The organism is uncultured Tateyamaria sp., from assembly GCF_947503465.1.
Classification (GTDB): Bacteria; Pseudomonadota; Alphaproteobacteria; order Rhodobacterales; family Rhodobacteraceae; genus Tateyamaria.
Genome location: NZ_CANNDN010000001.1, coordinates 766,132 through 792,357, shown reverse-complemented (window position 1 = coordinate 792,357; position 26,226 = coordinate 766,132). Strand labels below are relative to the sequence as shown.

24 protein-coding genes and 1 tRNA gene are annotated in these 26,226 nt (G+C 62.7%); 8 read left to right on the top strand and 17 right to left on the bottom strand.

The window, feature by feature from the left end:
- Positions 1 to 16: 16 nt before the first annotated feature.
- From lexA to Q0844_RS04035, 6 genes are all read right to left on the bottom strand, one after another.
- A complete protein-coding gene (gene lexA, locus Q0844_RS04060; RefSeq protein ID WP_299042356.1) occupies positions 17 to 715 on the bottom strand; it encodes a transcriptional repressor LexA in 699 nt (232 codons plus the stop codon).
- A 66-nt stretch (positions 716 to 781) separates the two neighbouring features.
- Positions 782 to 1,957 carry a gephyrin-like molybdotransferase Glp gene (glp, locus tag Q0844_RS04055; protein ID WP_299042353.1) on the bottom strand — a complete coding sequence of 392 codons (1,176 nt, stop codon included), beginning with the start codon at positions 1,955 to 1,957 and terminating at the stop codon, positions 782 to 784.
- Positions 1,954 to 2,427 carry a cyclic pyranopterin monophosphate synthase MoaC gene (gene moaC / locus Q0844_RS04050; protein WP_299042351.1) on the bottom strand — a complete coding sequence of 158 codons (474 nt, stop codon included), beginning with the start codon at positions 2,425 to 2,427 and terminating at the stop codon, positions 1,954 to 1,956. The genes glp and moaC overlap by 4 nt, the downstream gene beginning before the upstream one ends.
- On the bottom strand, positions 2,428 to 3,243 hold the full coding sequence (gene trpC / locus Q0844_RS04045) for an indole-3-glycerol phosphate synthase TrpC (RefSeq protein WP_299042350.1): 816 nt from the start codon (positions 3,241 to 3,243) through the stop codon (positions 2,428 to 2,430).
- 81 nt (positions 3,244 to 3,324) lie between these two features.
- Positions 3,325 to 4,344, bottom strand: a complete 1,020-nt coding sequence (gene trpD / locus Q0844_RS04040; RefSeq protein ID WP_299042348.1) for an anthranilate phosphoribosyltransferase — start codon at positions 4,342 to 4,344, stop codon at positions 3,325 to 3,327.
- A complete protein-coding gene (locus Q0844_RS04035) occupies positions 4,341 to 4,922 on the bottom strand; it encodes an aminodeoxychorismate/anthranilate synthase component II (protein WP_299042345.1) in 582 nt (193 codons plus the stop codon). Before Q0844_RS04035 ends, trpD begins: the two co-directional genes overlap by 4 nt.
- A gap of 170 nt (positions 4,923 to 5,092) precedes the next feature.
- Here Q0844_RS04035 and Q0844_RS04030 point away from each other — a divergent pair, with 170 nt between their 5' ends.
- Complete coding sequence (locus Q0844_RS04030) at positions 5,093 to 6,565, top strand: divergent polysaccharide deacteylase family protein (RefSeq protein WP_299042343.1); 1,473 nt, start codon at positions 5,093 to 5,095, stop codon at positions 6,563 to 6,565.
- A 3-nt stretch (positions 6,566 to 6,568) separates the two neighbouring features.
- Here Q0844_RS04030 and Q0844_RS04025 read toward each other — a convergent pair whose 3' ends face one another.
- From Q0844_RS04025 to fabI, 7 genes are all read right to left on the bottom strand, one after another.
- Complete coding sequence (locus Q0844_RS04025) at positions 6,569 to 7,606, bottom strand: succinylglutamate desuccinylase/aspartoacylase family protein (RefSeq protein ID WP_299045197.1); 1,038 nt, start codon at positions 7,604 to 7,606, stop codon at positions 6,569 to 6,571.
- Positions 7,607 to 7,715: 109 nt separating this feature from the next.
- Positions 7,716 to 9,224, bottom strand: coding sequence for an anthranilate synthase component I (gene trpE, locus Q0844_RS04020; RefSeq protein ID WP_299042342.1), 1,509 nt, complete (start codon positions 9,222 to 9,224; stop codon positions 7,716 to 7,718).
- Complete coding sequence (locus Q0844_RS04015) at positions 9,224 to 11,071, bottom strand: peptidyl-prolyl cis-trans isomerase (protein ID WP_299042340.1); 1,848 nt, start codon at positions 11,069 to 11,071, stop codon at positions 9,224 to 9,226. The genes trpE and Q0844_RS04015 overlap by 1 nt, the downstream gene beginning before the upstream one ends.
- Before the next feature lie 77 nt (positions 11,072 to 11,148).
- A complete protein-coding gene (locus Q0844_RS04010; protein WP_299042339.1) occupies positions 11,149 to 12,324 on the bottom strand; it encodes an aminotransferase in 1,176 nt (391 codons plus the stop codon).
- 79 nt (positions 12,325 to 12,403) lie between these two features.
- Entirely contained in the window at positions 12,404 to 12,907 is a 504-nt protein-coding gene (gene gpt, locus Q0844_RS04005; protein WP_299042338.1) for a xanthine phosphoribosyltransferase, read from the bottom strand.
- Positions 12,908 to 12,910: 3 nt separating this feature from the next.
- Positions 12,911 to 13,519 (bottom strand): LysE family transporter, encoded by a 609-nt coding sequence (locus tag Q0844_RS04000; RefSeq protein WP_299042337.1) that lies wholly within the window; start codon positions 13,517 to 13,519, stop codon positions 12,911 to 12,913.
- A 3-nt stretch (positions 13,520 to 13,522) separates the two neighbouring features.
- On the bottom strand, positions 13,523 to 14,329 hold the full coding sequence (gene fabI, locus Q0844_RS03995; protein ID WP_299042335.1) for an enoyl-ACP reductase FabI: 807 nt from the start codon (positions 14,327 to 14,329) through the stop codon (positions 13,523 to 13,525).
- A gap of 147 nt (positions 14,330 to 14,476) precedes the next feature.
- Here fabI and pdxH point away from each other — a divergent pair, with 147 nt between their 5' ends.
- From pdxH to Q0844_RS03975, 4 genes are all read left to right on the top strand, one after another.
- Positions 14,477 to 15,082 carry a pyridoxamine 5'-phosphate oxidase gene (gene pdxH, locus Q0844_RS03990; protein ID WP_299042332.1) on the top strand — a complete coding sequence of 202 codons (606 nt, stop codon included), beginning with the start codon at positions 14,477 to 14,479 and terminating at the stop codon, positions 15,080 to 15,082.
- 120 nt (positions 15,083 to 15,202) lie between these two features.
- Positions 15,203 to 15,739 (top strand): cold-shock protein, encoded by a 537-nt coding sequence (locus tag Q0844_RS03985; RefSeq protein WP_299042329.1) that lies wholly within the window; start codon positions 15,203 to 15,205, stop codon positions 15,737 to 15,739.
- A complete protein-coding gene (locus Q0844_RS03980; RefSeq protein WP_299042327.1) occupies positions 15,732 to 16,214 on the top strand; it encodes a DUF192 domain-containing protein in 483 nt (160 codons plus the stop codon). Before Q0844_RS03985 ends, Q0844_RS03980 begins: the two co-directional genes overlap by 8 nt.
- Positions 16,215 to 16,269: 55 nt before the next feature.
- A tRNA-Pro gene (locus tag Q0844_RS03975) sits at positions 16,270 to 16,346 on the top strand.
- A gap of 2 nt (positions 16,347 to 16,348) precedes the next feature.
- On the opposite strand, the gene Q0844_RS03970 is transcribed toward Q0844_RS03975, so the two are convergent.
- Positions 16,349 to 16,807 carry a hypothetical protein gene (locus tag Q0844_RS03970; RefSeq protein ID WP_299042324.1) on the bottom strand — a complete coding sequence of 153 codons (459 nt, stop codon included), beginning with the start codon at positions 16,805 to 16,807 and terminating at the stop codon, positions 16,349 to 16,351.
- Between the two features lie 523 nt (positions 16,808 to 17,330).
- Here Q0844_RS03970 and Q0844_RS03965 point away from each other — a divergent pair.
- Entirely contained in the window at positions 17,331 to 20,987 is a 3,657-nt protein-coding gene (locus Q0844_RS03965) for a vitamin B12-dependent ribonucleotide reductase (RefSeq protein ID WP_299042322.1), read from the top strand.
- Positions 20,988 to 21,335: 348 nt separating this feature from the next.
- On the opposite strand, the gene Q0844_RS03960 is transcribed toward Q0844_RS03965, so the two are convergent.
- Entirely contained in the window at positions 21,336 to 21,809 is a 474-nt protein-coding gene (locus tag Q0844_RS03960) for a sigma-70 family RNA polymerase sigma factor (protein ID WP_299042321.1), read from the bottom strand.
- 237 nt (positions 21,810 to 22,046) lie between these two features.
- On the opposite strand from Q0844_RS03960, the gene Q0844_RS03955 reads away from it, so the two are divergent.
- On the top strand, positions 22,047 to 22,295 hold the full coding sequence (locus Q0844_RS03955) for a hypothetical protein (protein WP_299042318.1): 249 nt from the start codon (positions 22,047 to 22,049) through the stop codon (positions 22,293 to 22,295).
- Positions 22,296 to 22,503: 208 nt separating this feature from the next.
- Here Q0844_RS03955 and Q0844_RS03950 read toward each other — a convergent pair whose 3' ends face one another.
- Positions 22,504 to 24,045 carry a trimethylamine methyltransferase family protein gene (locus Q0844_RS03950; protein WP_299042316.1) on the bottom strand — a complete coding sequence of 514 codons (1,542 nt, stop codon included), beginning with the start codon at positions 24,043 to 24,045 and terminating at the stop codon, positions 22,504 to 22,506.
- Between the two features lie 382 nt (positions 24,046 to 24,427).
- On the opposite strand from Q0844_RS03950, the gene Q0844_RS03945 reads away from it, so the two are divergent.
- Positions 24,428 to 25,018: a porin gene (locus tag Q0844_RS03945; protein WP_299042314.1), complete on the top strand. Its 591-nt coding sequence runs from the start codon at positions 24,428 to 24,430 to the stop codon at positions 25,016 to 25,018.
- Here the strand turns inward: Q0844_RS03945 and Q0844_RS03940 are convergent.
- Positions 25,015 to 26,193 (bottom strand): pyridoxal phosphate-dependent aminotransferase, encoded by a 1,179-nt coding sequence (locus Q0844_RS03940; protein WP_299042308.1) that lies wholly within the window; start codon positions 26,191 to 26,193, stop codon positions 25,015 to 25,017. The two genes, Q0844_RS03945 and Q0844_RS03940, sit on opposite strands and share 4 nt — an antisense overlap.
- Between the last annotated feature and the right edge of the window lie 33 nt (positions 26,194 to 26,226).

Below are 26,226 nucleotides of genomic sequence, written 5' to 3'. Positions count from 1 at the left end.
GTGCAATCTGTGGTGTTCAGTAGGTGCGGATCAATCCGACCAGACGACCTTGCACCTTGACCTGGCCCACCGGGAACACCCGCGTTTCATAGGCGGGATTTGCCGCCTCAAGCGCGATACTATCGCCCCTGCGCATGTAGCGTTTCAACGTGGCTTCGTGATCTTCGACCAGCGCGACAACAATGTCGCCGTTGTCGGCCGAGGATGTTTCGCGGATCACCACGACGTCGCCGTCATTGATGCCCGCGTCAATCATCGAGTCGCCCTTGACCTCAAGCGCGTAGTGATCGCCCTGACCCGACAGCATCTGGCCGGGAACGGCCACCGAATGCGACACTTCGGAAATGGCGGAGATTGGCACACCGGCGGCGATCCGGCCCATGACCGGCAGTTCCACGGCATGGGCGGCATCGACCGGGCGGGCCGTTGCAGGGGGCGGCATGTCCGGCTTGTCACCGTCAATGACCTGCGGTTTGAAGCCGCTGGGCGCGCCACCAAGGCTTTCCGGCAGGCGCATGACCTCGATCGCGCGGGCACGGTGCGCGAGGCGGCGGATAAAGCCGCGTTCTTCCAACGCGGTGATCAAGCGGTGGATGCCCGATTTCGAGCGCAGATCCAGCGCCTCTTTCATTTCGTCGAAACTGGGGGGCACGCCGTCGCGCTGTACCCGCTTGTGAATGAATTCCAGCAGATCAAGCTGCTTTTTCGTCAACACTGTCCGTCCTCCAAACCCTTTTGGTTTGGGTTTGTTCTATGGACGTTCCCCTTTTGTGTCAACAGCTCAGGTCAAATGGACGATATCGACCATGTCACCGACAGCGCGGGCCGGATCGCCCGGGGGGCGTACGATCAGCGCATTTGCCTCTGCCAGCACGGTCAGAAGCGAGCTGTCCTGCAGGCCCGCATCCGCGACCGCGCCGCCATCGACGCGGGCACGCATGTAATGCTCGCGCGGCCCGTTCGCGGCAAGGGGCGCGGCAAGGGGCAGTTGCACACGTTGCACCGCGGCCCGGCCCAACCCCTGCATCACGCGGATCATGGGTGTCAGAAAGACCGTGCCACATACCATTGCCGATACGGGGTTGCCCGGCAGCCCGACCATGGGGCTGCCATGAAGCCTGCCCGCCATCAGCGGTTTTCCCGGACGCATCGCCACTTTGTAAAAGCTGCGGTTCATGCCCAACTCGCCCGCCACGTGACCGACCAGATCATGGTCCCCGACCGATGCACCGCCGATGGTGACGATCAGGTCGGCACCGCGGGCCAGGTCAAAGACCGTTGTCAGCGATACCGCGCTGTCGCGGGCGATGGGCAGGACGCGGGGTACCGCGCCCGCGCGGCGCAGCATGGCCGCAAGGCCGAACGTGTTCGACGCGATGATCTGATCGGGGCCCGGGTCCTCGCCGGGCATCACCAGTTCGTCGCCCGTGGCGATCAGGGCGACAACGGGGGCGCGGCGGACCGGCACTGATGCGACGTTCATGGACGCCAGCAATGCGATATCTGCGGGACCCAGCACACGCGGGGCATCCAGCGTGTCGCCCTCCTTGAAATCGATACCGGCGGGGCGGATGTTGTCCTTTGGGCCGGGATCGTCGGTGATCGTGATCAGGTCGCCCGTCCGTGTGACGTCTTCCTGAATGACCACCTTGTTTGTCCCCGCGGGGACAGGTGCGCCCGTAAAGATGCGCACGGCCTGGCCCGCGCCGACGGTGCCGTTCCAACCGTGCCCGGCGGCTGCCTCGCCGATGACCATGAACTGGGCGTGCAGGTCCGCCTCGACCCCGTTCAGCGCGTAGCCGTCCATGGACGACGCAGCAAAAGGCGGTTGGGTCCGCCGCGCGGCCACGGGTTCGCCAAGGACGCGGCCATCTGCCTCGCGCAGCGGCACATGTTCGACGGACATTTCGTCCGCAAGGGCAAAGAGGTGGGCCAGTGCCTCGGCAACCGTGATCATGTCGCCTCGTAACGTCCTGATTTTCCGCCATCTTTGAGCAAGACGCGTAAGCCGCCGATCTCCATGCCCTTGTCGACGGCCTTGGCCATGTCATAGACGGTCAATGCGGCCGTGGACGCGGCCGTCAGTGCCTCCATCTCGACCCCGGTCTGGCCTGTTGTCTTGACCGTTGCGGTGATCCGCAGGCCGGGCAGGTCCGCGTCCGGGTTAAGATCGACGGACACTTTGGTGATGGGCAGAGGATGGCAGAGCGGGATCAGATCCGAGGTCCGCTTGGCCCCCATGATCCCGGCCAGGCGCGCAACACCGATCACGTCCCCTTTTTTTGTCCGACCTTCGGTAATGATATCAAAGGTTTCCGGTTGCATCTTTACCCAGGCTTCGGCCACCGCGATGCGGTCGGTCACATCCTTGGCGGACACGTCCACCATATGGGCGGCGCCCTTGTCGTCGAAATGGGTGAGCGCCATCTACATGCCTCCCGCGGAGGTCAGCGGGTTTGCCAGCAAGGTGCGCGTGGCCGCTGCGACATCGTCTTGTCGCATCAGGCTTTCTCCGATCAGGAAGGTGCGTGCGCCATACATCGCAAGGTTGGCAAGGTCGGCGGGCGTATTCAGCCCGCTTTCGGCCACGATGGTGCGGTCCGCCGGCACCAGTTTGGACAGGGTGCGCGTGGTGTCGAGCGTCACGTCGAATGTCTTGAGATTGCGGTTGTTGATGCCCATGAGCGGGCTTTTCAGATTGGCGGCGCGTGCCAGTTCGTCGGCATCATGCACTTCAAGCAGCACGTCCATACCCCATTCGAAGGCTGCGGCCTCGAGTTCCTGCGCTTGCGCGTCACTGACCGAGGCCATGATGATCAGGATGCAGTCGGCGCCAAGCGCGCGGGCCTCGGCCACCTGGTAGGTGTCGTACATGAAATCCTTGCGCAGGGCGGGCAGGGCGCAGGCATTGCGGGCCTCTGTCAAAAACGCCTTGGCCCCTTCAAAGCTGGGCGTGTCCGTCAGGACGGACAGGCAGGTTGCGCCGCCTTCCTCATAGGCTTTTGCCAGCGTGGCGGGATCGAAGTCGGCGCGGATCAGGCCCTTGGACGGGCTGGCCTTCTTGATCTCGGCGATCAGGCCGTAGGCTTCGCGATTGGCCAGTTGCAGCGCCTGCGCGAAGGGGCGCACCGGGCCAGCCTCGCGCGCTTCGGCCTCTACCACCTCAAGCGGTTTGGCGGCCTTGTCTGCGGCCACCTCTTCCAACTTGTAGGCCTTGATCTTGTCGAGGATCGTATCTGTCATATGGTGCGCTTTTCCTCTGGCCGCGGGACCGAGGGGCCAGCCCCTCGTGCTCCCCGGGATATTTGGGGCCAAGAGAAGGTGTTACCCTGCTCTTTGGGTGATCTCGGCCACTGCCTTTATCTTAGCTTTCGCGGCGCCGCTGTCGATGCTTGCGGTGGCTTGGGCGACGCCGTCCTTGAGGTCTGCGGCCTGTCCGGCGACCTTGAGGGCGGCCGCGGCGTTCAGAAGCACGGCGTCCCTGTAGGCCCCGTGCGCCCCGTCAAGCAGCGCATTGAAGGCCTTGGCATTGTCTTCGGGTGTGCCGCCCACGATGTCGTCGAACGGGTGCGTGGGCAGGCCCGCCTCTTCGGGGTGCACCTCGAAATCCGTGACTGTGCCATGGTCGAGGCCGGACACCCACGAGACCCCCGTGATTGTCAGTTCGTCCGTGCCGTCAGACCCGTGCACCAGCCAGGCCGCGTCCGATCCCAATTGGCCCAGTGTTTCGGCCATGGGGCGGATCAGGTCGCGCGAGAATGCCCCCGTCAATTGCCGTTTGACACCCGCCGGGTTGGTGAGCGGGCCGAGGATGTTGAAGATGGTGCGCGTGCCCAGTTCGGCCCGTGTCGGCATCACGTGGGCAATGGCCGGGTGATGCATGGGCGCCATCATGAACCCGATGCCCGCATCCGCCAGCGCCTGTTCCACCACCTTTGGGCCAACCATGACGTTGAGGCCCATTTGCGTCAGCGCATCCGCCGCGCCGGATTTCGAGCTGAGATTGCGGTTGCCGTGTTTGGCGACCGGCACGCCCGCGCCTGCCACCACGAACGCGGTGGCGGTCGAGATGTTGAGCGTGCCCTTGCCATCGCCGCCCGTGCCCACGATGTCCATCGCCCCCTCGGGTGCCTTGACGGGATTGCACTTGGCCCGCATGACCGCGGCCGCGGCAGCGTATTCGTCCACCGTTTCGCCACGTGTGCGCAGTGCCATCAGGAGACCGCCGATCTGGCTGGGCGTGGCTTCGCCGTCAAAGAGGATCTGGAACGCCTGTTGCGCCTGCGCGCGGCTGAGCGGCCCGTTGGCTGCTGCATCGATCAGGGGTTTGAGGGTGTCGCTCATGCCGTCACCGGCATCAGGTCGAGGAAGTTCTTGAGCATCGCATGCCCGTGTTCAGAGCGAATGGATTCGGGATGAAATTGGACGCCGTGAATAGGTAGCTCTTTATGGGCCAGGCCCATGATCGTTCCGTCCTCGAGCGCGCCGGTGATCTCAAGGGCGTCGGGCAGGCTGTCGCGGTCCACGATCAACGAATGATATCGGGTCGCTTCAAATGGCGTGGGCAGCCCTTTGAACACCGAAGCGCCGTCATGGTGCATGGTGCCCATCTTGCCATGCACGATCTCGCCCGCGCGCACGACCTTGCCGCCAAAGGCCTGGCCGATGGTCTGGTGGCCCAGGCAGACGCCCATCAGGGGGGTGCGCGTTTCGGCTGCCGCTTCGGTCAGGGCAAGGCAGATGCCCGATTGGTCCGGCACGCCGGGACCGGGCGACAGCAGGATGCCATCGGGTTTGAGCGCCATCGCCTCTTGCACATTCAGCGCATCGTTGCGGTAGACATGCACATCCGCGCCCAGGGACCCCAAGTAATGCACGAGGTTGTAGGTAAAACTGTCGTAATTGTCGATCAGCAGCAGCATGGGCGTATTCGATGTTCCAAGGGCGCGGATTGGCCGGTATAGTTGCGCGCATACATGTTCAGGCTTGCCCGCCAGCGTCAAGGGGCGGAGGCCGTGGACAACAGGCAACAAGAGCGGGCGGCGGCACACCGGAAACCGGGGCTGCGGCGGGACAGGCAAAGAGGTCAGACATGGCACGGGGATTTCTGAGCGGACTACTGTGGGGCGGCGTTGTCAGCGTGGCGGGGGCTGCGGCCGTGTCGATTGCCAGCGACAGCCCAAGCGGTCCGGATGCCGGGGTGCAGGCGCCTGTGGCCGTGGATGCCCCTGTGCCCGGGACGGGCGAGACGCCACAAACTGCCGGCGATGCGGATCTGGTTATTGATGGGGATGCGCCTCAGGTGGACAGCCCTCAGGCCGATGACGTGACCGCGGCGCAAGTGGCCGGTGCAGACACGCCCACGGTTCCGCAAACCGGCCAGGCAGACGATCTGGCCGATCCCGCCGGTGCGGGCGAAGGCGCGACCGTTGCGGTCGACACCGATGCACCGGTGCAGCCCAGCGTACAGTCCGACGCGCCTGCGGCACCGGGGGACGAGACGGAATTGTCGATCTCGACCGATCCTGCGCAGCCACCGGCGCCGGATGTGCCCGAGACCCCCAACGCGTTTGCGGAGGATGCGCCCAGCGTGCCCGACAGTGCCGAGCCACCGAGCGCTGAGGCACCGGCACCTGCAACACCCGAGACGTCACCTGCACCGCAAGCGCCTGCCGTCGCCGACGGCCCGGCAGAACCACAGCCTGCGCCGGACCGGTCTGCGGCATTGCCGTCGGCGCTTGATCCGCAGATCGAAACAGGCCGTCCCAGTATCGGGCGGCCCGCCACATCGCTGATCAATCGGGATGCAACACCCGACAGCCCCGACACGGCCACGCCCGGGGATGAGGGCCCCGCGATCACCGATGCGCCGCCCATGGTGGCCTATGCCGCGCCATTCGAAAACCCGGAAGACAAGCCATTGATGTCCATTGTCCTCATCGACAATGGCGCAGATCTGACGGGCGGTACCGTGGGGCTGGCGGCCTTGCAGAGCTTTCCCTATCCGCTGACCTTTGCGGTGAACGCGTCCCTGCCGGACGCGGCAGCGCGCGCAGCCGAATATCGGGGGCAGGGGTTCGAGGTTGCCGTCCTGCTGGACCTGCCCGAAGGGGCGACGGCGGGGGACACCGAGGTGACGCTGTCCGCCGCCATCGATGCGGTGCCCGAGGCGGTGGCCGTCATGGAAGGCACGGGCACCGGTTTGCAGGAAACGCGCGATGCGTCCGATCAGGTCTCGGCTGCTCTATTGGACAGCGGCCATGGTCTGATCCTGCAATCGAAGGGTCTGAACACCGCGCAGAAGCTTGCGGTCCGCGATGGGGTGCCTGCCGGTCTGATCTTTCGCGATTTTGACAGCGCCGGGCAGACGCCGACGGTGATACGCCGGTTTCTGGATCAGGCGGCCTTCCGGGCCGGGCAGGAGGGCGGCGTGATCATGGTGGGCCGGGTCCGTCCCGACACAATCTCTGCCCTATTGCTGTGGGGATTGCAGGACCGGGCCGAGCGGGTTGCCCTTGCCCCGGTGTCCGCCGTTCTCACGCGGTTGGCGGAAGAGGCGCAGTAGACCTCAGATAATCTCGTCTTCGTCGAAAAGCGGGTCGGCATCGAGCTGCGCAGACATGACCTCGACCGTGTCTTCATCTGCGGTTGGGCTGATCGCGGCCAGATGAAACACGGCGTCGCCTTCGTTCACCACGGGCAGCACGGCACGTCCGATCAGGATGCCGGGACCGGGGGCCAGCAATTCGGTCTCGGTTGATCCTGAAGGGTCGGACACAGCCGCCAACAGGTCACCCATTTCGACCACGTCACCTTCGGCCCGGAACGTGCGCAGCAGGCCGCCCGACGGAGCCCGCACCCAGCCAGAGCCCGTGCAGACCAGCGACGGTGCCCGTGCCCGCGCGATGCCTTTGGCGGCAAGCATGCCCTGATCACGCATGACACGCAGGATGCCGGCCACACCCGCGCGGACGGCAAATTCGTCAAAGCGCAGACCTTCGCCGGCTTCATAGAGCAGGACAGGTGTGCCGCGCGCTGCCGCCTCGCCCCGCAGGGACCCTTCGCGCAGGGCGGATGTCAGGATGACCGGCGCACCAAAGCTGCGCGCCATTGCTGCCGTGATCTTGTCGCCCGGTGTAACGCGGATTTGGGGCAGGTTAGTCCGGTGCACCGCAGCCGAATGCAGATCAATGCCGAAATCGCAGCGCAGAACGACATCATGCAGGAAGATATGTGCCAACCGTGATCCCAGCGATCCACCTGCGCTGCCGGGAAAACAGCGGTTCAGGTCGCGGCGATCCGGCAAGTAGCGCGAGCGCGCCAGAAAGCCGAAGGCGTTGACGATGGGCACGACAAGCAACGTGCCCCGCAACTTGTCGAGCTGCGGTGTGCGCAGCAGCCGACGCGCAATCTCGACCCCGATCACCTCGTCGCCGTGAACGGCGGCGCTGACAAACATCGTGGGGCCGGGGCGCTTGCCATGGATCACCTCGACCCGCAGGGACACCGGCGTGTGGTCGGGCAAAGCGGAGACGGGCAAAGCAACAGACGCGGATGACCCGGGTGCAATGGTGACGTCACCAAGGGAAAAGGGTACGCGCGCCATCAGCAGTACGCCCGCCACGGACACAGCGCGCCCACAGTCATCCCTGTTTCAAAACACGCCTCTGGGAACGGCCGGTTTACACGAGGCCATCCGGTCGGGATGTGACGGATCACCGGTTGCCCCCGCCAAAGCGCGCGGCATCTGCGGCTGCGCGCCGAATGGCACCCGATTTGTGCACGGTTTCCATGAACTCGGCCTCGGGATCGCTGTCATAGACAACACCGCCACCGGCCTGGATGTATAGCTTTTGGTCCTGCACCACCGCGGTGCGCAGGGCGATACACATGTCCATGTCGCCACCCGCGCTGAAATAGCCGACCCCGCCACCGTAGATCCCGCGCTTTTCCGGCTCCAGCTCGTCGATGATCTCCATCGCGCGGACCTTGGGTGCGCCGGACACGGTGCCTGCGGGCATCCCTGCAAAGAACGCATCCAGCGCATCCTTGCCCTCGGCCAACTCTCCTACGACGTTGGATACGATATGCATCACGTGGCTGTAGCGTTCGACGATGAATTCCTCGGTGGGACGCACGGTGCCGATCCTGGCCACGCGGCCCACGTCGTTGCGGCCCAGATCCAGCAGCATCAGATGCTCGGCCAGTTCCTTCTTGTCCGCCAGCAGATCGGCTTCGAGCGCATTGTCCTGCTCGGGTGTGTCCCCGCGGGGACGCGTGCCTGCGATTGGGCGGATCGTGACTTCTTTCCCGAAAACGCGCACAAGAATTTCCGGGCTCGCGCCCACGACCTGAAACCCACCGAAGTTGAAATAGAACATGAAGGGCGACGGGTTCGTGCGCCGCAGCGAACGATAAAGGGCGAAGGGCGGTTCGCGAAAGTCCTGCGTCCAGCGTTGGGCCGGGACCACCTGAAAGATATCGCCCGCCTTGATGTAGTCGCGTGCCTTTTCGACGGCGGCCTTGTAGGCGTCCTTGGTGAAATTCGACACCGGCTCGGACGGCTCGGACGCTTCGCCCAGATCGCGGGTCTCGACCGGCATGGCGCGTTCCAGATCACGCACCGCGTCCATCACGCGTTCGGCCGCCTGCGCGTACGCCGCGCGGGCCGATTGCCCGTCGCTGACCCAGACCGGGGACACCACGGTGACTTCACCCTTGACCCCATCCAGCACGGCCACAACGGACGGGCGCAGCATCAGCGCATCGGGCAGGCCAAGCGGATCGGGGTTCACATCCGGCAGCCGTTCGACCAGTCGGATCATGTCATAGCCCAGATAGCCAAAGAGCCCTGCCGCCGCCTGCGGCATGTCATCGGGCAGGGCGACACGGCTTTCCTCGATCAGGTTGCGCAAGGCATCGAGCGGATTGCCTGCCAGCGGCTCGAACGCGTCCGCGTCATAGCGCGCCATCCGGTTGATCTGCGACGTCTCGCCATCGCAGCGCCAGATCAGGTCCGGTTTCATCCCGATGATGGAATAGCGCCCGCGCACTTCGCCACCCGTCACGGATTCCAGCACAAAGGCATCCTTTTGCGCGCCCGTCAGCTTCAGCATCAGCGACACGGGCGTGTCGAGGTCAGCCGCCAGGCGGGTATAGACCACCTGGTTTTGACCTGCCGCATAGGCGGCAGCGAAACTGTCGAAATCGGGAACCAGCGCCATTACGGGAAGTTCACGTGCACGGCATCCAGCGCTTGCTGGTTGATCTGTGACCCTGCACGCAGCACGACATCCTCACCGAAGATGTTGAAGATTTCGCCCGCCACGATCTGGCCCATCTCGGCGCTGAGCGCTTCGGTTTCCGCTTGCACCTCGGGGCTGTCCTCGATCGGATTGATGGCATCCAGACGCACGACCAGGACGGCGCCGTAGCCGGGGATGACGTTGACGTCGCCGGGCTGCATTTCGAACACGGTGGTCATGAATTCCGGTGGCGTGCCCTGCACGAAGGCGCTGCGGTCCAGGTCCGTCTCGACAATGGAATCCAGCGCCTGGCTGGCAAAGCTCTGACCTTCTTGCAAGGCGGGCAACAGCGCCTCGGCCTTTTCCATCAGGCGGGCTTCGGTCTGTTCGGCTTCCCAGTTGCCCTGCACGTTCAATTTGGCCTCGTCAAAGGGGGCGGGGCGGGGTGGCAACAGGTCATCCATGCGCAGCGCGACGATGCCGCCGTCTTCCAGCTGCACGATTTCGGGGAAATCATCCTGCGTCAGTTCGAGTGCCGCATCGCGGAACCCGTCATAGGCGGCGATTCCGTCGCCCAGGACCGGGAACCAGTCGATGACATCAAGCTGCATGTCCGTTTCGGCATCCAGCTCTTCGAGCGTGGCACCGCCAGCGAGCAGATTGTCGAATTCTTCGGCCAGCACGGCCACCTGGCGGCGCGCGGCATCCATGGCCAGTTCCTGGCGCAACAGCGGTTCGGCCGCTTCAAAACTGGTGGTCTGGGCTGGAAGCACGCCGTTCACACGGAACAGGGCCGGGCCAAGTGTCGAGGGCAGGGGCCCCACGACATCGCCCACCTCGGCATTGAACACGGCCTCGCCCGCGGCATCAAGCTCAAGGCGGGTCACATCGCCCATGTCCACGTCGCCCAGTTCAAGACCGCGCTCGGTCACCAGAGCCTCGAATGTGGTGCCGTTCACGTCCAGCTGCGCCGCGGCGCGTTCGGCGGCGTCGTTATCCAGGTAGACCAGACGTTCGACCAGACGCCGTTCAGGGCGATTGAACTGATCGGCGCGGGCATCGTATTCGGCGCGCAGCATCGCCTCGTCCAGTTCCATGCTGTCGAGAATCATCTCGGGCAGGAGCACGGCATAGGTGATGCGCTTGGTTTCGGGCAATTGGTAGTCTTGGATGTTTTCGTCGTAATAGGCGCGCAGCACCTCGTCCGACGGATCGGGCAGGTCGGTTTCAAGGTCAGCCTGCCCCAGACGCACCCAGGTGAAGTCGCGGGTTTCGCCCAGAAAGCTTACCAGCGTGCGGGCATAGGTGTCTGGCATGCTGATGCCGGACACGATGGCCCCTTGCAGGATCGACCGGGACACTTCCTCGCGCAAGGTCGTCTCGAACTCGGCCTCGCTGGTGCCCTGGTTGTTCAGGGCAAAGCTGTAGGCCTCGCGGTCGAACGCGCCATCCAGACCGCGAAAGGCCGGGATGTTCAGGATTTCGTCGCGGATCGTTTCGTCACCGACGCTAAGCCCCATTTCACCAGCTTCGTGGTCCAACGCGCGGGCGCGGACAAGCTGCGCCAGAACGGCGCGGTCCAGACCGATGGCTTGCGCGCGCGCAAAGGTCAGTGGTGTTCCGGTCTGCTGGCCCACCGCCTGCATTTCCCGCTGGAGCGTATTGGCATAGGTCTGCACGTCGATGTGCTTATCCCCCACTTTGCCCACGGTGCGGATTGTGCCGCCCAGGCCGTCAAGGCCAAAGCCCAGGCTGAGGCCGACAAACAACAGGCCCAGCAGGATCCAGACTGCGATTTTCGAGATGGACGTTTTGCTCTGTGCCATGGGCGCCTTCTTGCGAGGTTTGTTGCGATTGAGGATGTCTAGCGGCCCTGCCCAAGACGGGCAAGGGCGCTTGAAACTCAAACCTTCAAGGCTGACAGCCTTGTGTAAAGTTCGGCGATCCCGTCTGCGTCCAGATTGGCGAAGGCGATGCGCAGTTCCTGCCGACCCTGAGGCGCGTCCTTGGGCCAGAACATAGTCCCCGGCAGGCACAGGATGCCTGCATCCGTGACCAGTTTCGGCGCCAGGTCGGCCGAGGAGATGTCGAATGGATGGCGCATGTAGGCAAAATACGCGCCAAGACCCATCAGGGACCAACCCTTGGCGGCAAGGGCAGGGAACCCTTCGGTGATAGCCTGCCTGCGGGCAAGGATTTCGTCCCGCTCGCCCGCAACCCACTGGCCCAGGTTTTCGAGCCCCCAAAGTGCCGCATATTGCCCAAGCTGCCCGGGGCAAATGGCAACCGTGTCGAGGAATTTCTCGGCCTCGGCCAATCGTTCAGGTGACGAGACCAGCGCGCCGACGCGGTGGCCGGTCAGGCGGTAGGTCTTGGAAAAGGAATAGAGGTGGATAAACGTTTCTTCCCAGCCGTCCTGATGGAACAGGGGGTGTGCCGGGCCGCTGCGGCTGTCAAAATCGCGGTAGGTTTCATCCACGATCAGGGCAAGGCCCTGTGCCTGCGCCAACCGGAAGAAGGCCATCACCAGAGTATCGGGATATTCGACCCCTGACGGGTTGTTGGGGGTCACCAGTGCAATGGCGCGGGTTCGCGGGGTGATGAGGGCGCGGGCCGCCTCCACATCCGGCAACATGCCGTCGCCGACGGGCAGCGGGACGGACCTCACGCCGGCCATGTCCAGCCACATTTTGTGATTGAAGTACCATGGGGTTGGAAGGATGACTTCATCCCCTTCATCGCACAGGGTTGCGATGGTGGCGGCAAAGGCCTGATTGCAGCCCGACGTGATTGCGATGTTCCGGGCCGTGGTGGCCGCGCCGTAGTGGCGGTTGATCTGGTCTGACAGTCCGGCGCGCAAGGCAGGCATGCCAAGGACCGGGCCATAAAGATGCGCGTCATCCCTGGTCAGGGCGGCATCTGCCATGGCCTGCCGCAGCGTATCCGGGGGCGGGTCCACTGGGGCGGCCTGGCTGACATTGATCAGCGGGCGGTCGGCGGGAAAGGTGACGCCCTCGATCCATCGCCGCGCTTCCATCACCGGCGGGGCGAAGGTTGAGGCGGTGCGCGTCACGGTCATGGGCATGCCCTTTTGCAGATCGCCGGAGCCTCCGGCGGGAGTTTATCTTGCCAAGTGAAGCGGATTTACGTGCCGCCAGTCAGTCGGTGCCACGGTAGGGTTCCACGTATTGCAGGGCCATGTCCCAGGGGAAGAAGATCCAGGTGTCCTGGCTGACCCCTGTGATGAATGTGTCGACCATCGGTTCGCCCTTGGGTTTTGCATAGACTGTGGCGAAGTGGGCTTTGGGATAGAGATCCCGCACGACTTCGAGGGTGCGGCCCGAGTCGACCAGGTCGTCGACGATCAGGATGCCTGTGCCATCGCCCATCAAGGTGGCGTCGGGGGCTTTCAGCACTTCGACCTCTCCCTGGCTTTGGTGGTGGTATGATTTGACGCTGATGGTGTCGACGGTGCGGATGTCCAGTTCGCGGCTGACGATCATGGCCGGGGCCATGCCGCCGCGCGTGATCGCCACCACGGCCCGCCACGCACCATTGTCCGGGCCTTGCCCATCAAGCCGCCAGGCCAGTGCGCGGCTGTCGCGGTGGATCTGGTCCCAACTGATGTGAAACCCTTTTTCGTGGGGGAGGCGGTCTGCCATGTCTTACTTCTCCAGGATCAGGCGCAGGCCGAGTGCGCCGAGCAGGGTGGCCGCGATGCGGTCAAAAATGGGTTTGAGGCTGATATAGCCGCGCCGGATATGGGGGGTGCTGAGCGCCAGCGCGAGAAGTGTGTAGAACGCGAGTTCCAGCACCCAGTGGTTCAGAACGATCACAGCGATGTCGGCCGCGGCGAGCCCCTGGGGGAAAACCACGACAATGACGGCTGCCGCGAACAGCATGGATTTGGGATTGCCGAAGTTCAGGATCAGGCCGGACAGGATTGCGCGGCCCCGTGGTGTCGGCGCGTCGCCCAGCGGATCACGTGCATGGCGCCACGTCTGGATGGCGATCCAGATCAGGTATATGGCCCCGCCGATCTTGAGCGCGGTGTAGGTCCATGGGAAGAGGTTGAATACCACCTCAAGCCCCAAAAGCGCCGCGAACGTCCAAAGCGCAGCCGCCGTGCCAAGGCCGATACCTGTGGCGATACCCGCTGCACGCCCGCCCGTTACGGTCGCCCTGGTAATAAACAGCATGGCCGCACCCGGCGATAGCAGCGCCGCGAGAAGCACCGTGTTGAACGCGACCAGCTCTGCCAGGGTCAGGCTCATTGATCAGCCTTTTTCAATGTCGGGGGCGTCGACGGCCTTCATGCCCACGACGTGATATCCCGCATCGACATGCAGGTTTTCGCCCGTGGTGCCCGACCCCAGGTCGCTGAGCAGGAACAGTGCAGACTTGCCCACATCGTCTATGGTCACGTTGCGGCGCAGGGGTGAGTTGTATTCGTTCCACTTCATGATGTAGCGGAAGTCGCCAATGCCGGAGGCGGCCAATGTCTTGATCGGTCCCGCGCTGATGGCGTTGACGCGGATGTTGTCCTTGCCAAGATCTTCGGCCAGGTACTTGACGGATGCCTCAAGTGCTGCCTTGGCCACGCCCATGACATTGTAATGCGGCATGACCTGTTCCGCACCGTAGTAGGTAAGCGTCACGGCGCTGCCGCCATCCGTCATCATTTTTTCCGCCCGCTGCATCACGGCAGTGAAGGAGTAGACGGAAATGTCCATGGTGAGCGTGAAATTGCCACGGCTGGTGTCAACATAGCGGCCACGCAATTCGTTCTTGTCGGAAAAACCAATCGCGTGCACCACGAAGTCCAGCTTGCCCCAGCGATCCTTGAGCGCATCGAACAGGGCGTCAATAGACGCTTCGTCGCCCACGTCGCAGGGCAGCACGATGTCGCTGTCCAATTGTGCGGCCAGTGGATCGACCCGCTTTTTGAGCGCATCGCCCTGGTAGGAAAAGGCCAGTTCGGCCCCTGCGGCATGCAAGGTGCGTGCAATGCCCCATGCGATGGATTTGTCGTTGGCGAGTCCCATGATCAGACCTCGCTTGCCCGTCATCAGACCGGTCGCCATGTCACTGCCCATCCCATCCCTCGTTATTGGCCTTGTGTCTGGCGGTCAGCTTTATGCCATTGGCCCAGACGCATCAAGAGACGGTCGAACGGTTGAACCCCATCGATCCCGGCGCTAGCTGTCGGTCGATGGATCAAGGAGGGCGCGATGGCCGATCGGGACGGAAAGTTTGCGGGCGATAACCCGTTCGACATTGCACGCGCGTGGTTGGCGGAGGCGGAAAAGACCGAAGTCAACGATCCTAATGCGATTGCCCTGAGCACGGTGGATGCCGAAGGGTTGCCCAACGCCCGGATGGTTCTGTTGAAGGACATCGAGGATGACGCCTTTGTTTTCTATACAAACTATACAAGTGCGAAGGCGGTCGAACTGGATCAGGCAGGCAAGGCCGCCTTTGTCATGCATTGGAAATCACTGCGTCGCCAGGTGCGTGTGCGCGGCTTGATCGAGAAGGAGGACGGCCCGAAGGCGGATGCCTATTATGCGTCGCGCTCACTCAAATCCCGCCTTGGGGCCTGGGCATCGGATCAGAGCGCGCCGCTTGACAGCCGCGCAAGCCTTTTGGCGGAAGTGGCCAAGGTCACCGCGCGCGAAGGTACGAACCCGTCGCGGCCACCCTTCTGGGGCGGATACCGCATCACGCCGGTCGAGATCGAATTCTGGGCTGACGGTGCGTTTCGCCTGCATGACCGGTTCCGTTGGTGGCGCGAAAAACCGGGTGCGGTATGGCAAATGACACGTCTGAACCCGTGAATTTCACGTGACGTGAAATGTAAGCCCATGATTTCGTGATTTTATTTCATGCTTGAATTCTGCGGTGGAAATGGCGCAAGTCTTGGGGTGCGGTATAACGCACACATAGAAAGACAAGTCGTGTCAGAAGAGTCTCAAGATACCGAAGTGGTCACAGGAACGGTGAAGTGGTTCGATCCCGTCAAGGGGTTCGGCTTTATCGTGGCAAATACGGGTGGTCCGGACATCCTTTTGCATGTGAACGTGCTCAGGAATTTTGGCCAGTCGTCGGTGGCGGATGGTGCGGACGTGTCTGTGCGCATTCAGCAGACCGAGCGGGGTGTTCAAGCGGTCGAGGTGGTGTCGATCACGCCCCCCGACCATACGGAGTCGTCGTCGCTGGCCGATCTGGCGCATATGAATGACAGTGACGTGGCCGATGCCCCCCTGCAACCGGGCCGGGTGAAGTGGTTTGACAAGGGCAAGGGCTTTGGCTTTGCCAATGTGTTCGGCAGTTCCGATGATGTGTTCCTGCATGTCGAAGTGTTGCGCAGGTCGGGGTTGTCCGACCTTCAACCGGGCGAGGCGCTGGCCTTGCGGGTGATTGATGGCAAGCGCGGGCATATGGCGGCCGAAGTGCTGGCCTGGGAAGCGGCGCTGCCCAAGACTGATGATTGATGTGCTGGTATCGATGCGGCGCGGCCTTGTCGCGCTGGCCCTGTGCGTCTTCGCGCAGACAGCATCGGCGACCTGTAGCGAGGGTACGGTGTGGGTGCGCGGCGATTTCGGAACGGCGCGCTTCAACGTCGAAATCGCAGACACGCAACGGACACGAGCCATTGGCCTGATGCATCGCGAGTCGATGCCGGCAAGCGAAGGGATGTTGTTTGTTTATCCGCGCCCTCAGCGCATGTCGTTTTGGATGCGAAACACATTGATCCCGCTGGACATGCTGTTTGTCGATCCCACAGGCCGCGTCAAGAAAATCCATCACGAGGCGATTCCGCTGGATGAAACGCCTATTCCGGGTGGAGATGGTCTGACCCATGTGCTGGAAATCAACGGTGGGCTTGCCCGCCAAATGGGAATTGGCGAAGGGGCTGAGCTGCGCCATCCCAGCTTTGATCAAGATAGTGCCGCCTGGCCGTGCTGAATGCGCGGTTTGGGCTTTTCAATCGCGCGGACCCCGTCTAAGACAGCGCCACGGTCGGAGCGTGGCGCAGCCTGGTAGCGCACCTGTTTTGGGTACAGGGGGTCGGAGGTTCGAATCCTCTCGCTCCGACCAGTTCACGAAATGTCGGCTGTACCACCGGTTGCGATCAGCAGCTGGTCCATCAGCTGATCCAGCGCTTTTTGCTTGATATAGATGCGGCGCGGATTGCCCGACTTCTGGATCACCTCTGCAAAGTAGGACAGTTCGACAACAAATTGTTGATCTGCCTTCTCTGTCTCTTTCTGGACCACAAGCGTTGGCGCCTCGAGCGCGCCATCATATTGCAGTAGCAGGAACGCCGCGACATCCGGCGGTGGCAAGATGCGGCATTGCACGATTGACCGCGAGATATTCCGAAGTTCATCGCCCGGCGCATCGCAGGATGATCGGAACGCGCTGTCCAGCGGCTCGGGATTCGCGGCAAAGGTTGCGCGACGCACGGGCAAATCTTGTTCATCCGTCACCACGGTCTCTACATATTGTGGTGCGCAGGCGCTGAGCGCGACCGCAAAACAAGCTATGATGGGTCGCATTCTTGTGCCTCTTTTCCGGGATGTGTCGACATCACCACATTTTCCGCAGCGCGGCAAAACCTTTCTGCGTCGCCGGGTTCTTACTGTGGATAATTTCACGTTAAGCATCCACATCTGCGATTAAGTAGCCTGTTTGTTTCAGGTTTTTCGGACATGCCTTTGGGATGAAATCCTGCCCGACCGATGCCGCGTTAACGAAGTGAATCGCACATCCCATGCCGCTGCAAATGTGATGGCGCCGGTCAAGGAAAAAGATGTCAAAAAACCTTTAAAATGTCGTTGACGTGAACCCCGGTGATACGCCACCTTGTGCGGGCCGGGTGCTTCACCACAACATTTAGTGGTCAACACTAGGGGTGAGGCGCCGGGCACGAGGGACAAAAACAACCGCCATTTCTTGGTCTATTGCGGGCTCATCTACGGGCTCGAACGGGTGTCTTTTGCTGTCGTGCCGGCACCACATGCGGGGCCCTGCAACGTCAGGCGCACCTTTCGGAACACCAGCTGGGAATGAGGCAGCGCGATGAAGATTGAAAGACAGTTCACCAAAGCCGGTCAGGACGCTTACGCGGATCTCGATTTCGTGACGACGGTGTCCGAAATCCGCAATCCTGACGGAACCATCGTGTTCCGCCTGGACGAGGTAGAAGTGCCGGGCAGCTGGAGCCAGGTGGCGAGCGACGTGATCGCGCAAAAATATTTCCGCAAGGCAGGTGTGCCGTCGAAACTGCGTAAGGTGGAAGAGAAGGACGTCCCTGAGTTTCTGTGGCGTTCCGAAGCGGCGGACGGCGCAGAGATGGGTGGCGAAACGTCTTCGAAGCAGGTTTTTGATCGGCTGGCGGGCGCATGGGCATACTGGGGCTGGAAAGGCGGCTACTTCTCGACCGAGGAAGACGCCTGCGCGTATTATGACGAGATGCGGCACATGCTGGCGACCCAACGTGCCGCCCCGAACAGCCCGCAATGGTTCAATACGGGCCTGCATTGGGCGTATGGCATCGACGGTCCGGCACAAGGCCATCACTATGTCGATTACAAGACCGGCAAGTTGACCAAATCCAAGTCATCCTACGAACACCCACAGCCGCACGCCTGCTTTATCCAGTCGGTCGAAGACGATCTGGTCAACGAGGGCGGCATCATGGACCTGTGGGTCCGCGAAGCGCGCTTGTTCAAATACGGCTCCGGCACAGGCACAAACTTCTCCAGCCTTCGGGGCGAGGGCGAGAAGCTGTCGGGCGGCGGCAAGTCGTCGGGCCTTATGGGTTTCCTGAAAATCGGTGACCGTGCGGCGGGCGCGATCAAGTCCGGCGGCACAACGCGGCGCGCGGCCAAGATGGTCATCGTCGATGCCGATCACCCGGATATCCAGGACTTCATCAACTGGAAGGTCATCGAAGAGCAGAAAGTGGCGTCCATCGTCGCCGGTTCCAAGATGCACGAAGAAAAGCTGAACGGTATTTTTGAGGCTATCGGCACATGGGATGGCGCCGAAGAGGACGCCTACGACCCCAAGAAAAACAACACGTTGAAGGACGCGGTGAAAGCGGCCAAGCGGGTTGCCATCCCTGAAACCTACATCAAGCGCGTGCTGGATTACGCCCGGCAGGGCCACACCAGCATCGAGTTCCCGACATACGACACCGATTGGGACTCTGAGGCGTACAACTCTGTCTCGGGCCAGAATTCCAACAACTCGATCCGCGTCACCAACGCTTTCCTGACCGCTGTCGAAAAGGATGCCGATTGGGAACTGATCAGCCGCGTCGACGGCTCTATCACCAAAGTCGTCAAAGCGCGCGAGCTGTGGGAGCAGGTAGGTCACGCCGCGTGGGCGTGCGCCGATCCGGGCATCCAGTACCACGACACCGTCAACGACTGGCACACATGCCCCGAAGACGGCCAGATCCGCGGCTCGAACCCGTGTTCGGAATACATGTTCCTTGATGACACGGCCTGTAACCTGGCGTCGATGAACCTATTGACCTTCCTCAAGGACGGCCAGTTCCAGGTCGAAGAGTATATGCACGCGTCCCGTCTGTGGACCGTGACGCTGGAAATCAGCGTGATGATGGCACAGTTCCCGTCCAAGGAAATCGCGCAGCGGTCTTATGACTTCCGCACGCTGGGTCTGGGCTATGCCAATATCGGCGGCCTGCTGATGAACATGGGCCACGGCTATGACAGTGACGAGGGCCGCGCGCTCTGTGGTGCGCTGACCGCGATCATGACCGGCGTGTCCTACGCCACGTCGGCCGAAATGGCGGGCGAACTGGGTCCGTTCCCGGGCTACAAGAAAAACGCCGATCACATGCTGCGCGTCATGCGCAACCACCGGAACGCGGCTTATGGTGCAACCGAAGGCTACGAAAAGCTGGCGGTAAAACCCGTTGCATTGGACCACGCCAACTGTCCCGATCCGCGCCTGATCGATGTCGCCATGTCCACATGGGACGAAGCACTGAAACTGGGCGAGAAGAATGGCTACCGCAACGCGCAATCCACCGTGATCGCGCCGACCGGCACCATCGGCCTGGTCATGGACTGTGACACCACGGGGATCGAGCCGGATTTTGCGCTGGTGAAGTTCAAGAAGCTGGCCGGTGGCGGTTACTTCAAGATCATCAACCGCTCGGTGCCTGCGGCGCTCGAAAACCTTGGCTACGGTTCGGCCCAGATCGAGGAAATCGTCAGCTATGCGGTGGGCCACGGCTCTATCGGCAATGCTCCGGCGATCAACCACACGACGCTGGCGGGCCACGGCTTTGGCGCCAATGAACTGGCCAAGGTGGACGCGGCGTTGGAAAGCGCCTTTGACATCCGCTTTGTCTTCAACCAGTGGACGCTGGGTGAAGAGTTCTGCACTGGCGTATTGGGCATCCCGGCAGCCAAGCTGAACGATCCAACCTTTGACCTTCTGAAGCACTTGGGCTTTGCCAAAGCCGATATCGACGCCGCCAACGATCACGTCTGCGGAACGATGACGCTGGAAGGCGCGCCGCATCTGAAGGAAGAGCACTACCACATCTTTGACTGTGCGAACCCGTGCGGCAAGAAAGGCAAGCGTTTCCTGAGCGTTGACAGCCACATCACTATGATGGCGGCGGCGCAGTCCTTCATCTCGGGCGCGATTTCGAAAACGATCAACATGCCCAATGATGCAACGATCGAAGACTGCCAACGCGCCTACGAACTGAGCTGGTCGCTGGGGGTGAAGGCCAACGCGCTGTACCGCGACGGCTCCAAGCTTTCGCAGCCTCTGGCAGCGGCTTTGGTCGAGGATGATGAGGACGCGCAAGAGGTGCTGGAAAGCGGTGCACCCGCCGAGAAAGCCGCAGTTCTGGCCGAAAAGATCGTCGAGAAGATCATCGTGAAGGAGATTGTGAAATCTCACCGCGAAAAGATGCCTCAGCGCCGCAAGGGCTACACCCAGAAAGCGATCGTCGGGGGCCACAAGGTCTACCTGCGCACGGGCGAGTACGAAGACGGCAATCTGGGTGAAATTTTCATCGACATGCACAAGGAAGGTGCCGGCTTCCGGGCGATGATGAACAACTTTGCCATCGCCGTGTCCGTGGGTTTGCAATACGGTGTGCCGCTTGAGGAATTCGTGGATGCGTTCACGTTCACCAAGTTCGAACCGGCAGGCATGGTGCAGGGCAATGACAGCATCAAGAACGCGACGTCGATCCTTGATTACGTGTTCCGCGAATTGGCGGTGTCCTATCTGGACCGCACCGATCTGGCGCATGTGAAACCCGAAGGGGCCACATTCGACACGTTGGGTCAGGGCGAGGCAGAGGGCGTGTCCAACGTCTCTGAACTGTCCGAGAGTGCGGCGTCGAAGTCCTTGGAAGTGCTGAAACAAATCAGCTCGACTGGCTATCTGCGCAAACGTCTGCCGCAAGACCTTGTGGTTCTGCAGGGCGGTATGGCCGAAGCGGCAGTGGACGCGGAAGTGGCGTTGCACACCTTGGTGCCCGAGGTGGCCGTCAATGGCGCGGCGCAGGTGTCGACCACCACTGTGACGGCCGCGACTACGACGCTGGACGCGCGCACCAAGGCCAAGATGCAGGGCTACGAAGGCGAGGCGTGCGGCGAATGCGGCAACTACACGCTGGTGCGTAATGGCACCTGCATGAAGTGCAACACCTGCGGCGGGACATCCGGCTGTAGTTAAGAGTTACGCACCCCGGGGAAGGGGCGCGAGGGAGCCGGGTTGGCGGGACCGGCCTGGCTCCCGACGAAGACAAAGGCAAGGACGGTGCGCTGACCTTGTCGCGAAGACTGGGAAATCCTTGATTTCTCAATGCGATGGGGTGGGGCGGTACTTTGTCCCCCCACCTTTACACGGGGCGGGTGCGCTCGCCCCTGACGACGTGCAGGCCGCAGGCAGAAAAGTACCGGGCGGTTAACATATTGAGCCTGTACGGCGAAACTCACGGGGGGCCTTGTGCCTCCCGTTTCTTCTTTGAGCCGGTGCGCGTACTGTTTGCTGCCCAAAAGCACCCGCGTGACCACCCGGGCGTCAGGCGTCTTCGGACAGCGCGATCCGCAGTTTGGCACGGGCGCGCGCCAGCCGCGACATGACCGTGCCCAAGGGCAGCCCCGTCGCATTGGCAAGTGACCGGGGTGACGTTTCACCCGCCACCACAAGGTCCATCAACTGGCGCTGCGCCTTGGGCAGCTTTTCGATAGCGGCCAAGGTGTCAGCACAGTCGAGCCGCAAAAGGGCGTCAGGTTCCGTGAGTGCGTGACCTTCTTCCAATTCGTCCATGGCCTGCATGCGCCATCCGCGGCGCGCGCGGTTCGAGAGTGTGCGCATGGCATAGGCGGGCAGGTCCTCGATCTCGGTCCCGTCGCGAAGGCGCTGGCACAGGCTCAGCAATGTGTCTTGCACGAGATCCTCTGCTTCGGCCCGCGTGCGGGCCAGTCTGCGCGCACGACGGCTGAGGATCGGGATCAGGAGCACGAGGCGGCGCGGGGTGGGGTGCTGTGACATGTCTTACAAGCTGGGCCTTCCCGCAGCGATTGAACAGCCCGGGGGTTTTCGCCGATTGCGGGCATGCCCCCTTTTTGGGCAACCCGCCGCCCATCTTGGCATGGCGTATCGGCAGGCGGTTGCGCGGTCGGGCGCTACGCCTACCCCGCCGGGATGCGCGCCGCCCTTTCACGCTCTTTCTTCATGAGGGTGCCGGGGACGGCCCCTCTTCAATCAAACCCAAGTGGGAGATTACCTATGACAAAGATTGCTTCTCTGACGTTCGTCGCCGCAATGGCCATCCCGGCCCTTGCCATGGGACAGGGCGCGGCGGACCTGGATACAAACGGAGACGGCGTGCTGACCATTGACGAGGTGCAGGCGAGCTTTCCCGATGTCACATCGGACACGTTCACCGCAATGGACCTGAACGCCGATGGCGCACTGGATGCAAACGAGGTGGCCGCAGCCCAGGAAGCGGGCCTGATGCCACCGACAGACGGCTAAGCCGAACACCCGACTTTTGCCGCGCGTTGTAACGTCCGCGCGGCAGAAGGGTGGGGGTGTGGGGTCCGGTCTCCCCCCAGGGGCCGGACCCCATTTTTTGCGAAATGACGCGCATGCGCGCGACACGATTTATTTGGTTCAGGGGCGCTGCCCCTCGGCCTTGCGGCCTCACCCCGTCGTATTTCTGGTCGGAAGAAACCCTGCGGGATCAGTAGGGTGGCAGATATATGTTGAACCGATCACGGATGGCTGCGTCGAGGTCAGGGTCGAACGCCGCTGCGGGACGGGCTGCAAGGATCTGGTCCTTGCGTGCTGTCGCCTTGGACACGAGGTCCGGCTTGTCCAGTTCGGCCCATTCCTTTGGAGAGGTCCGGTCTCCCATATTCGGATAGACGCAATCCGATTGCATCCGAGACAGGGTCTGTTCCGTGCCCAGATAATGGCCCGGCCCGCCCATGCAGACCTGCGCCATCTGGTCGAGGGCGAGGGTTTCGTCCGTCACCTCGATCCCGCGGGTGCAGCGCAGGGCCTGCCCGATGATGTCGTCGCCCATGATCAGGCTTTCGTGACAGAACCCCAAGAGCGATGCGTGCATGCCAGCGGCCTCGTAAACCATGTTGACCCCCGCCAGTCCCGCCACCACGTTCGAGCACATCTGTTCCCAGCCGGCCTGCATGTCGGGCAGTTTGCTGTCTGATGCCCCGGCGGCGGCCCCGCCCGGCAGATCATAAAAGCGGTGCATTTGTCCGCATCCGGCCGTCAGCAGCGCCTGTTCGCCCGATCCGATGGACATGGCCCCTGTGCGCAGATCGAGGCCGAAGGGCCAGGTGCCGAAGATCGCCGGGGCACCGGGTTTGACCGCATTGACATAGACGAGGCCCGCCAGACACTCCGCCACTGCCTGGACGATGGCGCCCGCAATGGTCGAGGGGGCCGTTGCCCCGCTCATGCCCGCCGAGAGCAGAAGCACCGGCATTCCGGCCTTGATGCAGGCCTCCATCACCTGGCAGCTTTCCGTTGCGAATTTCATCGGCGGCACGACAAAGCAGTTGGAGTTCGATACGAAGGGCCGGGCACGCCACGCCTCTTCGCTGCCTGCGATCATGTGCAGCATCTCGATCGCGGGGGGCACGCATTGCGGTTCGGAAAAGCTGATGCCCACATGTTTGGTTGTGCCGGCAGTACAGGCATAGACGGCGTTATATTCGCTTTCTGACGTATCGGGGATGTCGCGGCATACCATGGGGCGTTGGCAGAAGTGGATATTGTCCAGAACGTCGCAAATGCGTGCTGCGTCGTGTAGATCCTGAACCGTGCTTTCGCGGTACTCGCGTCCGGTTGCGTCGACCAGATGTACGGCGGCACCTGCCGTGCCATAGTGTACGCGTGCGCCAGACAGTTCCAGATCAGTTTTGCCATCCCTACTGTGCAACGTGATCGCACGGTTCGCACGTGCAAGTGTGTCTTCGACAAGTGCGCGGGGAAAGCGTATGCGCCCATCATCGCCCTGAATGGCGCCGGCTCCGGTGAGGTAGGCGACACCACTGTCCGGTGCGTCTGCCAGTCCAATGGTTTCAAGGGCGTCGAGGGCTGCGTGGTGAATGCGCAGTACCTCGTCCTCGGTCAGGGGGGTGTAGCGGCCGCCGGTCAGGCCGGGGCGCACCGGGCGCAGGTGGTCAGGCAATGCAGCTGCGCGCGCCGCGCGGCGGGCTGCACGGCCGCCGGAGCGAGAGGGGGATTGATCGTTCATGTTTGTGTCCGCAGAACAGAAGGGGTGATGTGGTGACGTCGGGCTAGGGCCCCATGGGTCGCCCGCGCGCGGCCCGGCCCCGTTCGGCGCCGATGGTCCGCGCCACCAAGGCGATCTTGCTGAAGGTCCCCTGCATTTGCCGGTCCCTCCCTTTGACCGTTGTTCCGCTTGTTTGCATACGTTGGTGTGCAAATTGTCGCCTGTCTTGTCTGTTTGCGACAGGACGCGGGCGGGCCCTTGCTGGCGTCATTCGCGCATTTGGGCGGTTCACTGCGCAGGACCGGCATGCTGTCCGACAGGGGCTGGAACTGCGGGCGGGGATTGCCAGTTGTCTAAGGGAAGGCGCACGCACGCGCTTTGCCAAGACAAAAGGAGCAGACATATGACAACGCGCATTCTTGCGATGGGCCTGGCCCTCGGCCTTGCCGGTCCGGCCCTGGCGGGAGGGTTGCAGCAACCGGTCCCTGAACCTGCCGCGCCCGCAGCACCACCCCCACCGGCCCCTGTCGCCAGCTTTGGCGGCGACTGGACCTCGGGCTATGCCGGGGTGCAGCTGGGTTATGGCGACATCAACGGATCGGGCGCCGCGGATGGCGATGACATTCTGTACGGGGTCCACGTGGGGTACCGTTACGATTTCGGAACCTTCGTGCTGGGCGGCGAACTGGATTATGATTTTTCCGACATCGACCTGAACGGGGCCGCGGATGTCGACAGTGTGGCCCGCCTGAAATTGCAGGCCGGGTATGATTTTGGTCGTACGCTGGGTTACTTCACCGCAGGCGTCGCAGACGTTGACACGTCGATCGGGTCCGAAACGGGCGAATTCTATGGTATCGGCGTCGCCTATCAGGTCAACGAGCGCTACACCGTGGGTGCCGAATTGCTGGAGCACAGCTTCGACGATATCGGTGGCACCGGGGTCGAGGCGGACGCCACCACCCTGACCGTGCGCGGCTCGATCCGCTTCTAGGTCGCTGTTGCGCACGCCTCGGCAAACGCCATGAGCGTGCGCAATGCCTGTTCGAAGGCTGAGTCTTCGATGGTCATCGCGACACGGATATGTCCGGCGGCAGCCTGTCCAAAGCTTTCGCCGGGCATCACGGCAATATGGTGCTGGTCGAGCAGCGCGTTTGCAAAATCGTCGCCGCTGAGGCCCGTGGCGCGGATATCCAGCATCAGATACATCGCACCCTGCGCGGGGATCAGTCCGACGGTATTCTGACCGGCAAGTACCCTGTGCGCGATGGCGCGGCGGCGCTGGAAGGGGGCGGCGATGTCGGCTTCGAACTCCGGGCCTTGGTCAAGCGCAAAGACCGAGGCATCCTGGATGAAGCCGGGCACGCCGTAGGTGGTGTGGGTCGCAAAGGTGATGAGATGCGCGATCACTGCCTCCGGTCCGATCACCCATCCGCAACGAGAGCCCGTCATCGCGTGGCTTTTGGACATGGACCCGATCACGAGAGTGCGGTCGGCCATCCCGGGCAGGCTGCGCGGTGAGATGTGGTCGCCTTCCCAGACCTGGGTGTCATAGACTTCGTCCGAGATCAGCCAGAGGTCATGATCCTGGCAGACCTGCGCGATGCCGTTCAGCGTGGCTTCGGAGTAGACGGTGCCGGTGGGGTTGTTGGGAGTGTTGACAAGCACGCTTTTGGCATCTGCCGCGTGGGCGGCGATGTCGGTGGCACGCGGCTGGAATGCGTCTTCTGCCCGTGTCTGGATCGCTTTGGGAATGGCCGACACGCCACGGATCGTGCCGGGATAGGTGGCATAGTAGGGATCAATGTAGAGCGCCGTGTCGCCGGGATCACACACCGCCGCATGGGCTGCAAAGAGCGCCGATTGCCCGCCGGGTGTGATCAGCACATTGTCGCGGGTCGTGGGCACGCCGGTCCGGTCTGTCGTGCGTTTGGCCACGGTGTCGCGCAGGCGATCCGTACCGGGGACCATGGCGTATCCAGTGTGCCCGCCCATCGCGCTTTTGTGCATGTCTTGCAGGACCGGTGCGGCGGTGCGGATATCGTGTTCGCCGATGGTGAGTTCGGTCACGGGTGTGCCTGAGGCGATCATCTTGCGCGCCTTGATGAACACGTCCCAGCCGTCAGAGCCGCCGCCAGTGAGCGTTTTCATACGGTGCGAGAGGTTCATGGGCGCGGTCCTTGGTGGCTGTTGGCGCGAAGG

Coding starts and splice junctions, on each gene's coding strand:
- glp (WP_299042353.1), bottom strand. CDS start 1,957: ATGATCACGGTTGCCGAGGCACTGGCCCACCTCTTTGCCCTTGCGGAC.
- moaC (WP_299042351.1), bottom strand. CDS start 2,427: ATGGCGCTCACCCATTTCGACGACAAGGGCGCCGCCCATATGGTGGAC.
- trpC (WP_299042350.1), bottom strand. CDS start 3,243: ATGACAGATACGATCCTCGACAAGATCAAGGCCTACAAGTTGGAAGAG.
- trpD (WP_299042348.1), bottom strand. CDS start 4,344: ATGAGCGACACCCTCAAACCCCTGATCGATGCAGCAGCCAACGGGCCG.
- Q0844_RS04035 (WP_299042345.1), bottom strand. CDS start 4,922: ATGCTGCTGCTGATCGACAATTACGACAGTTTTACCTACAACCTCGTG.
- Q0844_RS04030 (WP_299042343.1), top strand. CDS start 5,093: ATGGCACGGGGATTTCTGAGCGGACTACTGTGGGGCGGCGTTGTCAGC.
- Q0844_RS04025 (WP_299045197.1), bottom strand. CDS start 7,606: ATGGCGCGCGTACCCTTTTCCCTTGGTGACGTCACCATTGCACCCGGG.
- trpE (WP_299042342.1), bottom strand. CDS start 9,224: ATGGCGCTGGTTCCCGATTTCGACAGTTTCGCTGCCGCCTATGCGGCA.
- Q0844_RS04015 (WP_299042340.1), bottom strand. CDS start 11,071: ATGGCACAGAGCAAAACGTCCATCTCGAAAATCGCAGTCTGGATCCTG.
- Q0844_RS04010 (WP_299042339.1), bottom strand. CDS start 12,324: ATGACCGTGACGCGCACCGCCTCAACCTTCGCCCCGCCGGTGATGGAA.
- gpt (WP_299042338.1), bottom strand. CDS start 12,907: ATGGCAGACCGCCTCCCCCACGAAAAAGGGTTTCACATCAGTTGGGAC.
- Q0844_RS04000 (WP_299042337.1), bottom strand. CDS start 13,519: ATGAGCCTGACCCTGGCAGAGCTGGTCGCGTTCAACACGGTGCTTCTC.
- fabI (WP_299042335.1), bottom strand. CDS start 14,329: ATGGCGACCGGTCTGATGACGGGCAAGCGAGGTCTGATCATGGGACTC.
- pdxH (WP_299042332.1), top strand. CDS start 14,477: ATGGCCGATCGGGACGGAAAGTTTGCGGGCGATAACCCGTTCGACATT.
- Q0844_RS03980 (WP_299042327.1), top strand. CDS start 15,732: ATGATTGATGTGCTGGTATCGATGCGGCGCGGCCTTGTCGCGCTGGCC.
- Q0844_RS03970 (WP_299042324.1), bottom strand. CDS start 16,807: ATGCGACCCATCATAGCTTGTTTTGCGGTCGCGCTCAGCGCCTGCGCA.
- Q0844_RS03965 (WP_299042322.1), top strand. CDS start 17,331: ATGAAGATTGAAAGACAGTTCACCAAAGCCGGTCAGGACGCTTACGCG.
- Q0844_RS03960 (WP_299042321.1), bottom strand. CDS start 21,809: ATGTCACAGCACCCCACCCCGCGCCGCCTCGTGCTCCTGATCCCGATC.
- Q0844_RS03955 (WP_299042318.1), top strand. CDS start 22,047: ATGACAAAGATTGCTTCTCTGACGTTCGTCGCCGCAATGGCCATCCCG.
- Q0844_RS03950 (WP_299042316.1), bottom strand. CDS start 24,045: ATGAACGATCAATCCCCCTCTCGCTCCGGCGGCCGTGCAGCCCGCCGC.
- Q0844_RS03945 (WP_299042314.1), top strand. CDS start 24,428: ATGACAACGCGCATTCTTGCGATGGGCCTGGCCCTCGGCCTTGCCGGT.
- Q0844_RS03940 (WP_299042308.1), bottom strand. CDS start 26,193: ATGAACCTCTCGCACCGTATGAAAACGCTCACTGGCGGCGGCTCTGAC.